Origin of the sequence: Paraburkholderia graminis (assembly GCF_003330785.1) — a bacterium.
GTDB lineage: Bacteria > Pseudomonadota > Gammaproteobacteria > Burkholderiales > Burkholderiaceae > Paraburkholderia > Paraburkholderia graminis.
The window spans coordinates 323,724-337,905 of the sequence record NZ_CP024935.1 but is presented as its reverse complement, the minus strand read 5'-3'; the positions used below and the strand labels follow the sequence as shown (position 1 = coordinate 337,905).

The window sequence follows — 14,182 nt, the reverse complement described above, 5'->3', positions numbered from 1 at the left end:
CTCAACTTTGCTGCGCCTGCGTGGCGCAGGCGCAAACGACCGGGTCCCGCAAGGAGTTGAGGATGAACAACGCCACCTTTCTGGCCGTGCAACTCAGCGTCGACGACGTCGCCGCGTCGCCGGGACTGGCCGAGTTGCTGAACATGCATCTGATTTTCGCCGCCGACGTCGCCGAAGCGGCCGACGCGCTCGTGCAGCTTGCGAGCATCGCCGGACTCGCGAGCGGCGTCGAGGCGCGCGTCGAGATTCCCGCCGTCGCGATCGAGCGGCTGCGCGAGGCGCTCGACAATCTCAGCGGCTACGACGAATCATGGCTGCTCGCGCTCGAACCGAGCCGCGCGCTATTCGACGACATCGGCCGGCAACGCACGCTGCATTGAGGCTGCGCTCGCACGCGAAGTCCGCGTCGACGCGCAGCCCGGCGAGCCCGATGGAACCTGCGTCATCCATCGGCCTACGCTACCGGGCTTCCGCATTTCGCTCACCGCCCAATCCGCCAGTTAGCCGGAACGCTTGATTGCCGGCGTCGTCTGGTCGTTTCGGGCGAGTCAACTGGAGGAACCGCCGTGAAAAGTCTCCTGAACCGCCGTAGCGTGCTGACCGGTCCATCGCATGTCGTGAGGGTCCCGCAGAGCCATCCCGCCGCATCCGATTCGCCCACTGACGCGCACGACGACGCATCGCCGAATCTGGCGTCCGCGGAGTCGTCATCGGATGACGGTCTTGCGCCGAATCCTGGCTCCGGCGCGGGTTCCAATGCGGCACACGCCGCCGTGGCCCGCAGCGGGCCGCGCCCGGTGCTGGCCTTGCGGCCCGTGCAGACGGTGCCCTCGCAGGTCAGCGCGCGCGGCGTGCAGATGGCCAATACGGCCGAAGTCGAATGGCTCGCCGAAGAAGAAGCGCTCACGCCGTTTCGCGTGTTCCGCAGCTTTGCCTACTCCGTCAGCCTGCTGTTTCACGGCAAGGAACTGGTGTACTACGTCGCGCTGTATCAGGACGGCGCGTTGTGGCGCGCGCTGAAAGCGGCGGATCTCGAAGCCGCCGAAGCCGCGTTCCGTCATTTCGAGGACCAGGCGACCCGGCTCTCCGATTGCGAAACGCGCCGCGCGCAACTCGAGGCGCAGAACGAGCAGTTGGCCCGCATGATCGCGCGCTCGGAAGCCGAAGCGGAACGGCTGCGCAGCGATCTGCAGCGACGCAGCGTGCAGGAACAGGCGGCGTCGAACCGGCAGCATCAGGTGCGCAAGGAAGTGTCGCAACTGGAGGCGCAACGTGTTGCGGCGCAGGCGCATCTGAACAAGGCGCATCGGCAGATGCACCAACTCAACCTGACGAGCAACGAAGCGATTCCGCACTTGCCGACTCGTTGAATCGGCGGATTGGGCGGTTTTGGTCTTGGCGGTTTACCAAGCGCCCACGCGGATCGCGCGCTGAGGAACCGGTAAACGGCAAACGCCGCCAGGCGGAAAACCTGGCGGCGTTTTTTTGCTTAAGCGCCTCTACAGCCGGCGGCGCTTCGTCCAACCCGGCAATTAGTTGCCGAAATAAACCGAGCTGCGATCCGTCGTGACTGCGCGGCCTGCTTGCGAGCTGCCGGCGATCGGTGCGCCGTAGCCGCTGTCGGCGACTTGAGCCGAAGCTTGGGCGGTGCCGTTCGCAGCGTTCACACGCGTTTGAGCAGCTTGCAGGTTTGCCGGGTAGTCGACATGATCGCCGACCGGGTTGTAGCCTGCCTTTTCGAGCTGGACCAGTTCGGCGCGGACTTGAGCGCGCGTGACCGGCTGGTTCGATTGAGCAAACGAAGCAACGGGAGCGGCCAGAGCGGCGGCGATAACAGCGGCAGAGATGATCGTCTTCATGATGTAAAACCTCCAGAACTTGTTGTGATGCGCTTCCGGGTTTGTTGTCCCTTGCGCTTGAACAGAAGTTTAGGAGGCCGGTCATCTAGGGGAAACCCCTAAAACGACGAAACTCTATTCCGCAAATTGCAATAGTCCGCGTCTGAAATTGCCGCTGATCTATCCCGTCGATAGCCTGCGGCAACAATAGCGGCACAGCGAATTCAAACGCTGCGCCGCCGCGTGCGCCCTTACAGCAAGCGCGCGCGGCGGCGCGTTTCAAGCGATTCAAGCCGTCCGCGCCGTTCCATCGGCCCGCAGGTTCAGCTCCAGTTCGCGTGGAAGCTACCCGGCTTGTCGACGCGCTCGAACGTATGCGCGCCGAAGAAGTCGCGCTGCGCCTGGACGAGGTTCGCGGGCAGACGCTCCGAGCGATAAGCGTCGAAATACGCAATCGCCGACGCGAAAGCCGGCACCGGCACGCCCGCATTGATCGCCGCGACCACCACTTCGCGCAACGCCGTCTGGTAGTTGCTTGCGATGTCGCGGAAGTACGGATCGAGCAGCAGATTGGCGATCGCCTTGTCTTTCGTGTAGGCGTCCGTGATCTTCTGCAGGAAGCGGGCGCGGATGATACAGCCGGCGCGGAAAATTTTCGCGATCGTGCCGAAGTCCAGGTCCCACTTGTACTCTTCCGACGCCGCGCGCAGTTGCGCGAAACCTTGCGCGTACGAAATGACCTTGCTGAAGTAGAGCGCACGGCGCACTGACTCGATGAACGCCTCGCGCTCGGCGCCGAGCGGCTTCGCCTTCGGGCCGTCCAGCACCTTGCTCGCGGCCACGCGCTGACTTTTCAGCGACGACAGCACGCGCGCGAACACGGCTTCCGTGATCAGCGGCAGCGGCGCGCCGAGGTCGAGCGCGTTCTGGCTCGTCCACTTGCCGGTGCCCTTCTGCGCCGCGCGATCCAGAATCACGTCGACGAGATCCTTGCCGGTTTCTTCGTCCTTCTTGCTGAAGATCTTCGACGTGATTTCGATCAGATAGCTGTCGAGCTCGCCCTGATTCCATTCGGTATAGACCTTGCCGAGTTCTTCGTTCGACAGGCCGGCCACCTGCTTGAGCACCGCGTAGCTTTCCGCGATCAGTTGCATGTCGCCGTATTCGATGCCGTTGTGCACCATCTTCACGAAGTGGCCGGCGCCGTCCGGGCCCATGTAGGCGACGCACGGCTCGCCGTCCGGCGCTTTCGCGGCGATTTCGGTGAGAATCGGTGCGACCAGATCGTAAGCGTCGCGCTGACCGCCCGGCATGATCGACGGGCCTTTCAGCGCGCCTTCCTCGCCGCCCGACACGCCGGTGCCGATGAAATGCAGACCGGCCTTCGCCAGTTCCTGATTGCGGCGAATTGTGTCCGTGAAATGCGTATTGCCGCCGTCGATCAGAATGTCGCCCTTCTCCAGCAGCGGCTTGAGCGATGCGATGGTGGCGTCGGTCGGCTCGCCTGCCTTCACCATGAGCAGAATGCGGCGCGGCTTTTCGAGCGATTCGACGAACTCTTCGAGCGTGAACGCCGGCACCAGCTTCTTGTCCGGATATTCGGCGATGAGTTCGTCGGTCTTTTCACGGCTACGGTTGTAGACCGACACCGCGTGGCCGCGGCTCTCGATGTTGAGCGCCAGGTTGCGGCCCATGACCGCTAGCCCCACTACGCCGATTGCCTGTTTGCCCATGTGAATTCTCCAGTGTCCAAAAGTGTCGTGACGCCGCGCCGGAATGAACGTCGGCCGGACGTCGAGGGTGAAAGCATAAAAGAAATGCCGGTTCGCCGCTTGTTATCGGGCAAGCAACGGCGCGCTTTGGGTTCGCTTTGGGTTCGCTTTGGCCGCGCTTTCGGCCGCTCCCGCCGCTCCCGCCGCTGTGACGGATCGCGCCGATTGCGCGCAGTCACCGTGCCTGGCCGGCTTGCGCGGCGCGCTTCCTGAATACGAGGCTGAAATTATTGGCCGGCATCGCGATCGGCTCGTCGCATTCAAATCCCGCCGATGCCCCGAGCGCCACGACCGCCTCCATATCGCGCACGCCCCACGAAGGATCGCGGCTTCGCAATTGGCGATCGAAAGCTTCGTTGCTCGGCGCGGTGTGCGCGCCGCCGCGTTTGTACGGACCGTACAGATACAGTACACCGCCATCCACGAGATAACGGCTCGCGCCTGCGAATAACGCCTGCGCGGCGCTCCACGGCGAAATGTGGATCATGTTGATGCACACGACGGCGTCCAGCGCGCCGACGTCCCACTCCGGCTGATGCACGTCGAGCGCGAGCGGCGCGCGCAGGTTGGGCGGCGCGTCCTCTGCGATCCATGCGGCAATCGACTCGCGCGCTTCCGCGTCGGCGTCGCTCGGTTGCCAGTCGAGGCCGGGCAGCGCGCCGGCAAAGCAGAGCGCGTGCTGACCGGTGCCGCTCGCGATTTCCAGCACGCGGCCCGTGGCGGGCAGCACCGTGCGCAACACCGCGAGTATCGGTTCGCGGTTGCGTTCGGCGGACGGCGAATGTTGCCGCATCGACGGAAGAGGTTCGGTCATGAGGATGGCGTTTCCATTGAATGAATGGCGTTGGCTCGATAGCGTAGGCGTTGGCGTGCGCCGCTCAATCTACCGCGAGGCGGCCGGCCAGAGCGGTCAGCATATCGGCGCACGGCGCCGCGATTTTCAGCGACAAAAGCGGATCGGCGCGCGTGCGCCCGAGATTGATTGCGGCGATCGGCTTGCGCTGCTTTTGCGCCCATAAGCAGAAGCGGTAACCGGAATAGACCATGAGCGACGACCCGACCACGAGCACCGCGTCCGCGGCATCGAGCGCATGCGACGCCGCTTCCACGCGCTCGCGCGGCACGCTTTCGCCGAAGAACACCACCGCCGGTTTCAGCAAACCGCCGCAATTCGCGCACGCCGGCACGCGAAACGTCTCGAGCGCGTGCCATTCGAGATGCGCGTCGCCATCGGCGGCGGCTTCGGCGGTGACGCTGCGCAGCGCGGGGTTGTCCGCTTCGAGCGTCTGCTGGATCGATGCGCGCGAATGCTGCGTTCCGCAATCCAGGCAAATAACGCCGTCGATTCCGCCATGCAACTCGATCACCTGGCGGCTGCCTGCGCGCTGATGCAAGCCGTCGACGTTTTGCGTGACGAGCGTCGGCACATGACCGGCGGCTTCGAGACGCGCCAGCGCCGTATGCGCGGCGTTCGGCTGCGCCTGCGCGACGACCGGCCAGCCGACCATGCTGCGCGCCCAGTAGCGCCGGCGCATCGCATCGTCGCCGAGGAACTCCTGCAGCGTGATGGGCGGCGAACGCTTCCATTCGCCGTTGTGGTCGCGATAGCCCGGAATGCCGGAGTCCGTGCTGATGCCCGCGCCGGTCAGCACGAACAGGCGCGGGTAACGTTGCACGAAGTCGTGAAGGTCGTCGAGCGTGTGCGATGCGCTAACGGCTTCGAGCGCTTCAAGCGCTTGGGACGACTCAACAGGCGCGGAACGAAGATCGCTCATGACGCCTTCAACCGCGTCCGACGAACGGCATCTTGCTCGCCATGATCGTCATGAACTGCACGTTCACGGACAGCGGCAACTGCGCCATATGCAGCACGGCGTCGGCGACATGCTGGACGTCCATCAACGGTTCGACCGCGATCTCGCCGTTCGCCTGCGGGATGCCGCGCGCCATGCGCTCGGCCATCTCCGTTGCCGCATTGCCGATGTCGATCTGACCGCAGACGATGTCGTACTTGCGGCCGTCGAGCGACACGGCTTTCGTGAGACCGGTGATCGCGTGCTTGGTCGCCGTGTAGGCAATGCTGTTGGGCCGCGGCGCATGCGCCGAAATCGAACCGTTATTGACGATGCGCCCGCCGCGCGGATTCTGCGTTTTCATCAGACCGAACGCGGCGCGCGTGCAGAGAAACACGCCGGTCAGATTCGTGTCGACCACCGAGCGCCATTCGTCGATGGCGAGTTCGTCGATGTCCACCGGCGAGCCGTTGCGGCCCGCGTTGTTGAACAGCACGTCGAGCCGGCCATAGCGCTCGCGGATCGTGTCGAACAAGGCGGCGACGCTGTCCGCGTCGGTCACGTCGCAGGGCACGGCGAGCGCTTCGCCGCCGAGCGCGTGCGCCGCTTCGACCACGGCTTCGAGCGCCGCCCGTCGACGGCCGGCGAGCACCACGCTATAGCCGTGCTCCGCGAGGCGCAGCGCGCATGCGCGGCCGATGCCGCTGCCCGCGCCCGTTACCAAAGCTACCTTTCTGATTCCCGTCACTGTCACAACATGTCTCCCTGTTTGCCGGCGGCGAGGCGCCACTGCCTCGTACGTTACCGCAGCGCAGGGTCGATCACAAATGCCCGCGACGCGAGCGCATTGCCCTGACGCCGCGCTTTCATTGCCGTTCCTGTCCGCGGTCGCGGCGGCTCGCGCATCAATGGTATCGTTCGACGTTGCGCGCGGCGCCTTCGCGGCGCCTGATCAAGCCGCGCAATTACCGGAAGCACGTTTTATGAATCCACTCTCCACGCCCCACGACACGCCGCATGACGCTCGCGCGGCACGGCTGCGCCGCTGGCCCGAAACCGGCTATCCCGCGATGCTCACCGCGACCGCCGCATGGCACGTGCTGGTGCTGGCCGCGTGGCTCGTCGCGCCGCGCGCATGGCCGTGGTGGCTCGCAGCGATCTTCGCGAATCACGCTGTTTTCACGGTGGCCGGTCTGCTGCCGCGCACGTCGCTGCTCGGTCCGAACTGGACGCGCCTGCCCGCCGGCGCGCGCAACGCGGACGCCATCGCCTTGACCATCGACGATGGCCCCGATCCGGTCGTCACGCCGCAAGTGCTCGATCTGCTCGACGCGTTAGGCGTGCACGCAACCTTCTTTTGCATCGGAGAGAAGGCGCGGCGTTATCCGCAACTCGCACGCGAGATCGTCGCGCGCGGTCATGCGCTGGAAAATCATTCGCAGGTCCACGTGCATACGTTTTCCGTCACGCTGCCTGGGGCGCTGTTGCGCGAGATCGACGCCGCGCAACGCACGTTCGAAGAACTCAGCGGCGAGCGTCCGATGTTTTTTCGCGCGCCGGCCGGCTTGCGCAACATCTTTCTCGAACCGGTGCTGCGCAAGCTCGATCTGCGGCTCGCGGCGTGGACGCGGCGCGGCTACGACACGCGCGAACGCGATCCGCAAGTGGTCGCGAGGCGGCTGCTCGACGGCCTCGCGGCACGCGACATTCTGCTGCTGCACGACGGCAACGCCGCGCTCACCGTCGACGGCAAACCGCTGATTCTTGCGGTGCTGCCGGGTGTCGCCGAAGCCGCGCGCAAACAGAAACTGCGCTTCGTCACGCTGCGCGAAGCGCGCATCGACGGTTGATGCGCGGCTTCACGGCCATCAGCATCACATGCGGAAATCCGCCGCCATGTCTTCGTCCGAGCGTGCTTCTAGCGCCCCGCTGCGGCACGCCTTGACGAAAGCGTCGTAGTCGCGCTCAACCTGGTCCGCGTACGTCGTTGCATACGTTGTCAGCGCCTCTGCGAACTGATCGCCGCGACCGATATACGCGCTGACCTCGATCGCCTGGCCGCTCGCCTTTGCATGCGCTCGCGCCATCACCCAGCCGCACAGTTGCGCGTAACCGGTCAGCAGGTCGCTATCGAATAGCTCGATGCTCGCCGACAGCTTCATGTCGCGCAATTGACGGAAGTAGTAATGCCGCCCGAGCGGACTCGTCGCCCAGCCGAGAAAGATGTCGCTTGCGGCCTGCAACATGCGCTGGCCTTGCACGACGCGCTCGCCCTGATGCCTGGCCGGCGGCGACTTGAAATAGCGCGCGACGACCGACGGCCTCGCTTCCTTGATCTGCATGAAGAGCGGCTTGCTCATCGGGTCGACGAGCAGCACGGCCGTGCAGCGTGTGCCGACGCTGCCCACGCCCACCACCTTGAACACGATGTCCTGCACGCTGAAATGAGCGAGCAGTTCGCGCCGATCGTGCGACATCGTCTTCAGGTAGTCGCTCCACATGCCGTCCAGCATGTTGCCTCCGCGCGGGCCTTTTAGCTCTTCGGTTTCCTCGGCGGTGAAGAGCGTGTTCGCGCCGAGCACATGAAAGAGCGCGGGCGGCGCATCGCGAATCACCCAGCGCTCGCCGTCATGCCCGGCCATTCTTTCGAACAGACTTTCGTGCGTGCGGCTCGCCGCCTTCTCCATGCCGCGGCGCACGGCGCGACGCCGTTCCGGCGTGAGCGCCGTCTCGGCCATGCGCTCGAATGTGATGCGCTCGTACCAGAGTTCGAGCGCGCCGCATTGCGCGTATTGCGCCATGCGATTGCGATATTCGTTGACCGCCGTCATCACCAGATCTTCCGCCGCGCCGCGGCTCAGGCGCATATGACGCGCCGCGATCACGAGACTCGCGGTGAGGCGTTTCAGATCCCATTCGAATGGGCCGACCGACACTTCGTCGAAATCGTTCAGGTCGAACACAAGCTGACGCTCGGGCGTCGCGAAGCCGCCGAAGTTCATCAAGTGCCCGTCTCCGCAGATGGGCATCGTCAAGCCCGTGTCGTGAACCTTGCTGAGATCGTGAGCCTGCAACAGCGCGGTGCCGCGAAAGAACGTGAACGGCGATGCAGCCATGCGCCCATAACGCAGCGGCACGAGATTGCGCACGCGGCCTTCGCTGCTCTCCTTCAGCAACTCGATCGGATCGCGGCGCAACTCGCCTACTGTCCGGTGACTCGAGCGCTTCGATTTTTCGCGGGCGGCACGGCCACGCGCCTCACGGTCGGCAATGGTGCTGGCTTTCATGCTCATCTCCGTTCTTCTTGTGAAGGTTCACTTCCGTTCGAGAGACCTGACGCCGGTCGCATTGCATGCTAGCAGAGCAATCGGTAAAAAAGTGAGGGCGCTTTTTACCGATGCCGCATACGCGACTCGCACGCCCTTCTATTTTTCCGCTTTGACTCGTTCGAACACTTCAGCAATAGCCTTTCGAGCCGTTTACCAGTACATGCGGAAATTCAGTGACGCACGCAGCGTCCTTGAAAAAGGACGTCTTCCGGGACGACGTGCGGCGCGCAAGATAACGGAGAGAATATGTTTGTCGCAATTGGCTGGTTATTGGTGATCGGCTCCGTCATAGGGAGCTTCATTGGCGTGGGCGGCCATTTGCCGGCGCTGATTCAACCGTTTGAATTGCTATGCATTTTCGGCGCGGCGATTGGCGCGTTTGTCGTCAGTAATCCGACCTCGACGTTGAAGAAGACGCTGAAGGCGATTCCGTCATGCTTCAAGGGCGGCGGCTATACGAAAGAAAAGTATCTGGAATTGATCGCGCTGCTTTACGAGCTGCTCCAGAAAGCGCGCAAGGAAGGCATGATGTCGCTCGAAGCCGACGTCTTCGCGCCCGAAGAAAGCGTGATTTTCCAGAAGTATCCGCATGTGCTCTCCGATCATCATCTGCTCGATTTCATCGTCGACTATTTGCGCATGATGTCGGGCGGCAACGTCAACGTGCTCGAAGTGCAGGACCTGATGGATGAAGAACTGGCCACGCATCACGCGGAAGCGTCGGTGGCCGCGAACGCGATTCAGAAGATGGCCGACGGCCTGCCCGCATTCGGCATCGTCGCCGCGGTGATGGGCGTGGTCCACACGATGGGTTCGGTCGGCGCGCCGCCCGCGGTGCTCGGCGAGATGATCGCCGGCGCGCTGGTCGGCACGTTCCTCGGCATTCTTCTCGCGTATGGTTTTATCGGGCCGCTTGCCGATCTGCTGAACGCGAAAGGCCGCGCCGAAGCCAAGCCGTTTCAATGCGTGAAGGCCGTGCTGCTCGCGTCGTTGTCCGGCTATGCGCCGCCCATCGCCGTGGAATTCGGACGCAAGGTGCTGTTCACCGCCGACCGCCCGAGCTTCCAGGAACTCGACGACGCGGTGCGCGCCACCAAGACGCCGAAGCCGGCCGCAAGCGGAGCAGCGTAATGACGCAACGACGTTCACGCGGCTCGGAAGACGAGGCGCCGCCGCCGATCATCGTGCGTCGCTCGAAGAAGAGTGACGACCACGGCGGCCATCACGGCGGCGCATGGAAGATCGCGTATGCCGACTTCGTCACCGCGATGATGGCGTTCTTCCTGCTCATGTGGCTGCTCGGCTCCACGTCGAAGTTCGACAAGCAAGGCATCGAGGATTACTTCAACACGCCGCTCTCGAGCCTGCTCGGCGGCAGTGAAGGCACGGCCGCCGCGCGGCCGAGCGTGGTGCAAGGCGGCGGGCGCGACATCTCCGATACGCGTCCCGGCGACGGCAAGAAGACCCAGATCGAAGCGGCCACGCCTGTCAACGTCGTGCCGACGGTGGCGCCCGCGGACGCGGCACGCTTGCAGCAACTCAAGGAAAAGCTCATTTCGCTGATCGAGCAAAGCCCAACGCTAAAGGCGTTCAAGGATCAGATCCGCATCTCGATCACGAACGAAGGCTTGCGCATCGAGATCGTCGATTCGCAGAACCGGCCGATGTTCGCGTCCGGCAGTCCGCGTCTGCAAACTTACGCGGTCGCGATACTCACGCAGATCGGAGCGGCGCTCAACGACGTCGAGAACCGCATTTCAATCGCGGGCCACACGGATGCCGTGCCGTACACCGGCGGCCCCGTCGGCTATTCGAACTGGGAGTTGTCGTCAGAACGCGCGAACGCGGCGCGGCGCGCGCTGGTTTCGGGCGGCATGCATGCCGAAAAGTTGTTGCAGGTGCGCGGCCTCGCGGACGTGCTGCCGCTTAACAGCAATGTCGTCGATGAACCGACCAACCGGCGCATCAGCATTCTCGTGATGAACAAGGCCGCGGAGCAGGCGTTTTTCCACGATGGCGGCCGTACGTCGATCGACGAGAGCACGCCGGCCAGCTCGGCGATTCCCGCAGTCGCGGCGCGCACACACCTTGCTCCGGGCGCGACGATAGTTCGCTAGCGCGTTTTGCGCCGCCTGGCGCTCATATCCAGTTCGACCCATGTCGGCGCGTGGTCGCTCGCGTGCGGCTCGCCGCGCACCCAGCGATCCACGCCCGCGTCGCGCAAACGCGGTGCGAGATCCGGGCTCAGCAAGATGTGATCGATGCGCAAGCCCGAGTTGGTGTCCCAATGACGGCGAAAATAATCCCAGAAGGTATAGACGCGCTCATCGCCAAAATGCGTGCGCAACGAATCTGTCCAGCCTTGCGCGAGCAGGCGCCGATAACGTTCGCGGCTTTCCGGCTGCAATAGCGCGTCTTTCAGCCATGAGCGCGGATTGTAGATGTCTTCATCGGTGGGCACGACGTTGAAGTCGCCGGCCAGCACGACCGGATGCCCGCTCTTGAGCAGATTCGCCGCGTGGTCGATCAGATGGTCGAACCACTTCAGCTTGTATTCGAACTTGGGACCGGGCTGCGGATTCCCGTTCGGCAGATAGAGACAGCACACGAGCAATCCGTCGACGGCCACTTCGAGATAGCGGCTATGCGTGTCGGCCTCGAAGCCCGGCAAGCCGCGGCGGCTTTCGAGCGGCGCTTCGCCCTTCGACAGAATCGCCACGCCGTTCCACGCGCTCTGGCCATGCCAGATCGCGTGGTATCCGGCGTCGCGCACGGCATCGGCGGGGAACGCGCTGTCCGCCGCCTTCAATTCCTGCAGACAGACAATGTCCGGCGCCTCGCGCTCGAGCCATTGCAGCAACGCGGCCTGACGCGAGCGGATTCCATTGATGTTGAACGTCGCAATGCGCAGCGTCGCCACAGTATGTCCTCCCTGCACGCAAGTTATTCCGACGAGGCCTCGCTCGACACCTGCGACGCCGCTTCATCGCACCATTCGATCGCCCACGATCGCGCGCACGAGATCGCATCCGCTTCGTTCGAGAAGGCGTCGATGTCGCCGGAATCGTGCGAACGGAAATGCTCGTTTTTCCGCGGGATATGCGTGATTCTGGCACGCGCGTAGTAGACGCCTTCGTCCGCATGGCGTGCCCGGCAATCGATATGAAAATGCCTGTAGTCGAACTGCATCGGTTGTCCTCTGAACGCTTGATGCCGATCACCCGTAGCATCGCTCGTACCCGCTGCAGATTCAATGCGGCGCTCACACGCGCGACGCGGGGCCGCGCCGCGTCACGCGAGTGAGTGGACCCGCATCAGTTTGGCACGTTCACCGCGCCGTTTGCGACCGTGATCGCATTGCCGCCAGGGCTCGTCGCGATTGCCGGCAAGTTCGCGGTCGTCAATGCAGGCGCCGCGCCCGGCGTGCCGCCGCGCGGCACCGTGTGAACCACTTGCGAAGGCGGCAGCGGCGTGCCGTTCTTCAGGTGGCTCCACATCAGGTTGAGCGCCTGAACGTTGTAGTAATGCAGCGGCACGAAGCGCGTATCGAAGCCGGCCACGCCGAGGAACGCATCGAAGTGCTGACCGTTCGTGATTTCATAGAACGACAGCTTGCTCGCCCCGCCTTCGACCAGCCGGTTCGTCGCCACGTAAGGCCGCGAAGCATGGTTGATCGGCACCAATGCATCGGCGCGTCCTTGCACGATGATGGCCGGCTTGCCATGCAGATTCGCATTCACCCTGACTGCTTCGACGTTCGTGGTCAACGTGCCGTTGGTCCACAGCGTGCGCAGACACGCAGCGCCGACGTAACTTGCATCGACCGTGGCGAGCCGGTGATCGAATGCGCCCAGCGTGCCCGCGTTGTAGACCAGGTTGATGCCGTTGGTCGGCGGCACACCATTGCCGTTGCCGAACACTGTCAGCATCGGCGAGACGGCGGGCGTGACGCCGGCCGCGCCCGTCGAACTCGTCGTGCCGAAGCTGAAGTTGCACAGGTTGTCGGTCACGCTCGCTTTGGCATAGGCATTCGCGTAGGTCACCGCGACCGCCGGCACCGCTTGCGAATCCCACATCGGCGCATGCAGCAGATCGGAGTCGGTCTGGTAGCCGTTCTGATGCAGGAGCGCGAGCGCGTTGATCGCCTGCGTCGTGGTGTCGCCTCCGGTGATCACGCCATTGTTCGCGAGCGTCGTGCATCGCGCGGTGCGAATGGCGGTGGTCGTCGCGAGCGGCAGCGCGGTCAGATACGGCGACCCGGTCGCGGCAGGCGCAAGCGCCGCGCAAGGTTCTAGCAGGTTCGCGAGCGTCATGTAATCGGCAAGCGGCTTGCCGAATGCGCCGACGGGCACGCCGCCTTGCGACACCGACACTTGCGACGGCACGCGTATGTTGATTTGCGGCTCGCCGACCACCACCGCGGTGATGAGGCCCGAAGTGTCCTGCTCCGCCGCCGCCAACGACGCGCCGCCGCCATTGCTCACCGATGCCGCGATCGTCAGAATGCTGCCCGGTTTATAGCGCACGGTGCGGGTCGAGCCGTTCAACGTGCCGTATGAATCGTTGAGCGCCCAATACGCGAACTGAATCGCCTGCAACGTGTTTTTGCCCCAGTCCTGCTCCGGGTTCTGCTGCGAGTGTGCGTGCTTGAACGCATAGCGGTTCGGGAACTGGGTGTTGTAGGTGGCGAGATCCGTGTTGCCGAGGTTCGCTGTGAAGAGACTCGCCTTGCCCGCGGCGTTCGCGTCCTGCAACGTGCCGTCGATCAGCGTCACGCGATTGGTCGATAGTTCATGCGCGCCGTTGCCCGAGCCCTTGTCGGTGTACGCGACCGCACAGCCGCGCTTGAGGCCCCACTCGCCCGCTGCGGAAATCGCGCCGTACACGCCGCGCGAACCCGATGACGTTGCCGTGACAATGCACGGTTGATCCGCGTTGAAGCTCGCGGGAATCTGCACGAGCACGCTGACGTTCTGCTTACCGCTGCCGTCGTCGGCGAAAGCCAGATATTCCTTGCCGGCGATCTTGCCTTCGCCGAGCGTGTCGTTGCCGTTCAGATCGACATTGGGCCCCCAGAAGCGGCCATACCCGCCGTTGCTCGTCATATCGACGAGCGCGCGATAGTTCGACCAGATCGCGAGCCGCCGCAGTTCGGCGGCCGTGGGTTGCGCGGCGTTCGCAATCGCGGGCGCCGTGGCTAAAGCAAGGCCAGTTTTACCGAGTCCGGCCGTCAGCAGGTCGTCACTATTGCCGTCATAAGACTGCGTCTTGACCGTGCCGACGATGAAGTTCGGCAACGTGTTCGTTTGCGGTGGCGGCGGCCCGTCGTCGTCGCCCCCGTGGCAAGCGCTCATGGCGAGCGCGACGACGATTGCAATGGGAAGCGTGGACGTGCTTCGAATGGCTGATGTCATCTGTGCTTGTCTCCGTTATTGTGCAATACCGTTTTG

General features: G+C 64.0%; 14 protein-coding genes. 5 read left to right on the top strand and 9 right to left on the bottom strand.

The features are described 5' to 3' along the window. Nucleotides 1–62: 62 nt before the first annotated feature. Complete coding sequence (locus tag CUJ91_RS19695; RefSeq protein ID WP_029966453.1) at nt 63–380, top strand: hypothetical protein; 318 nt, start codon at nt 63–65, stop codon at nt 378–380. Between the two features lie 186 nt (nt 381–566). Then, on the top strand, nt 567–1,370 hold the full coding sequence (locus CUJ91_RS19690; RefSeq protein ID WP_114156912.1) for a DUF2968 domain-containing protein: 804 nt from the start codon (nt 567–569) through the stop codon (nt 1,368–1,370). Between the two features lie 162 nt (nt 1,371–1,532). On the opposite strand, the gene CUJ91_RS19685 is transcribed toward CUJ91_RS19690, so the two are convergent. From CUJ91_RS19685 to CUJ91_RS19665, 5 genes are all read right to left on the bottom strand, one after another. Then, entirely contained in the window at nt 1,533–1,859 is a 327-nt protein-coding gene (locus tag CUJ91_RS19685; RefSeq protein ID WP_006049215.1) for a DUF4148 domain-containing protein, read from the bottom strand. A gap of 302 nt (nt 1,860–2,161) precedes the next feature. Further along, nucleotides 2,162–3,571, bottom strand: a complete 1,410-nt coding sequence (gene gndA / locus CUJ91_RS19680; protein ID WP_053859541.1) for an NADP-dependent phosphogluconate dehydrogenase — start codon at nt 3,569–3,571, stop codon at nt 2,162–2,164. Nucleotides 3,572–3,785: 214 nt separating this feature from the next. After that, nucleotides 3,786–4,424 (bottom strand): DUF938 domain-containing protein, encoded by a 639-nt coding sequence (locus CUJ91_RS19675; RefSeq protein ID WP_114156911.1) that lies wholly within the window; start codon nt 4,422–4,424, stop codon nt 3,786–3,788. Nucleotides 4,425–4,488: 64 nt separating this feature from the next. Then, nucleotides 4,489–5,385, bottom strand: a complete 897-nt coding sequence (locus tag CUJ91_RS19670; RefSeq protein ID WP_114156910.1) for an NAD-dependent protein deacetylase — start codon at nt 5,383–5,385, stop codon at nt 4,489–4,491. Nucleotides 5,386–5,392: 7 nt separating this feature from the next. Further along, the gene (locus CUJ91_RS19665; protein WP_006049211.1) at nt 5,393–6,157 is read right to left on the bottom strand and encodes an SDR family oxidoreductase; all 765 of its coding nucleotides are present in this window, start codon (nt 6,155–6,157) and stop codon (nt 5,393–5,395) included. A gap of 229 nt (nt 6,158–6,386) precedes the next feature. On the opposite strand from CUJ91_RS19665, the gene CUJ91_RS19660 reads away from it, so the two are divergent. Then, on the top strand, nt 6,387–7,253 hold the full coding sequence (locus tag CUJ91_RS19660) for a polysaccharide deacetylase family protein (protein WP_114157999.1): 867 nt from the start codon (nt 6,387–6,389) through the stop codon (nt 7,251–7,253). A 24-nt stretch (nt 7,254–7,277) separates the two neighbouring features. Here CUJ91_RS19660 and CUJ91_RS19655 read toward each other — a convergent pair whose 3' ends face one another. Next, nucleotides 7,278–8,690 carry a DUF2252 domain-containing protein gene (locus CUJ91_RS19655; RefSeq protein WP_114157998.1) on the bottom strand — a complete coding sequence of 471 codons (1,413 nt, stop codon included), beginning with the start codon at nt 8,688–8,690 and terminating at the stop codon, nt 7,278–7,280. 288 nt (nt 8,691–8,978) lie between these two features. Between CUJ91_RS19655 and motA the strand changes: the two genes are divergently transcribed. After that, nucleotides 8,979–9,863 carry a flagellar motor stator protein MotA gene (gene motA / locus CUJ91_RS19650; RefSeq protein ID WP_029966464.1) on the top strand — a complete coding sequence of 295 codons (885 nt, stop codon included), beginning with the start codon at nt 8,979–8,981 and terminating at the stop codon, nt 9,861–9,863. Beyond that, nucleotides 9,863–10,849, top strand: coding sequence for a flagellar motor protein MotB (gene motB, locus CUJ91_RS19645; RefSeq protein WP_114156909.1), 987 nt, complete (start codon nt 9,863–9,865; stop codon nt 10,847–10,849). Before motA ends, motB begins: the two co-directional genes overlap by 1 nt. Here motB and CUJ91_RS19640 read toward each other — a convergent pair. From CUJ91_RS19640 to CUJ91_RS19630, 3 genes are all read right to left on the bottom strand, one after another. After that, complete coding sequence (locus CUJ91_RS19640; protein ID WP_029966467.1) at nt 10,846–11,652, bottom strand: exodeoxyribonuclease III; 807 nt, start codon at nt 11,650–11,652, stop codon at nt 10,846–10,848. The genes motB and CUJ91_RS19640 overlap by 4 nt on opposite strands. Nucleotides 11,653–11,675: 23 nt before the next feature. Further along, a complete protein-coding gene (locus CUJ91_RS19635) occupies nt 11,676–11,921 on the bottom strand; it encodes a hypothetical protein (RefSeq protein WP_006049205.1) in 246 nt (81 codons plus the stop codon). Nucleotides 11,922–12,046: 125 nt separating this feature from the next. Further along, complete coding sequence (locus CUJ91_RS19630; protein WP_029966469.1) at nt 12,047–14,146, bottom strand: D-(-)-3-hydroxybutyrate oligomer hydrolase; 2,100 nt, start codon at nt 14,144–14,146, stop codon at nt 12,047–12,049. Between the last annotated feature and the right edge of the window lie 36 nt (nt 14,147–14,182).

Bases quoted from the DNA above. Each gene is read 5' to 3' on its own strand.
- CUJ91_RS19675 (WP_114156911.1), bottom strand. From the start codon at position 4,424: ATGACCGAACCTCTTCCGTCGATGCGGCAACATTCGCCGTCCGCCGAA.
- CUJ91_RS19685 (WP_006049215.1), bottom strand. From the start codon at position 1,859: ATGAAGACGATCATCTCTGCCGCTGTTATCGCCGCCGCTCTGGCCGCT.
- motB (WP_114156909.1), top strand. From the start codon at position 9,863: ATGACGCAACGACGTTCACGCGGCTCGGAAGACGAGGCGCCGCCGCCG.
- motA (WP_029966464.1), top strand. From the start codon at position 8,979: ATGTTTGTCGCAATTGGCTGGTTATTGGTGATCGGCTCCGTCATAGGG.
- gndA (WP_053859541.1), bottom strand. From the start codon at position 3,571: ATGGGCAAACAGGCAATCGGCGTAGTGGGGCTAGCGGTCATGGGCCGC.
- CUJ91_RS19635 (WP_006049205.1), bottom strand. From the start codon at position 11,921: ATGCAGTTCGACTACAGGCATTTTCATATCGATTGCCGGGCACGCCAT.
- CUJ91_RS19655 (WP_114157998.1), bottom strand. From the start codon at position 8,690: ATGAAAGCCAGCACCATTGCCGACCGTGAGGCGCGTGGCCGTGCCGCC.
- CUJ91_RS19660 (WP_114157999.1), top strand. From the start codon at position 6,387: ATGAATCCACTCTCCACGCCCCACGACACGCCGCATGACGCTCGCGCG.
- CUJ91_RS19695 (WP_029966453.1), top strand. From the start codon at position 63: ATGAACAACGCCACCTTTCTGGCCGTGCAACTCAGCGTCGACGACGTC.
- CUJ91_RS19630 (WP_029966469.1), bottom strand. From the start codon at position 14,146: ATGACATCAGCCATTCGAAGCACGTCCACGCTTCCCATTGCAATCGTC.
- CUJ91_RS19670 (WP_114156910.1), bottom strand. From the start codon at position 5,385: ATGAGCGATCTTCGTTCCGCGCCTGTTGAGTCGTCCCAAGCGCTTGAA.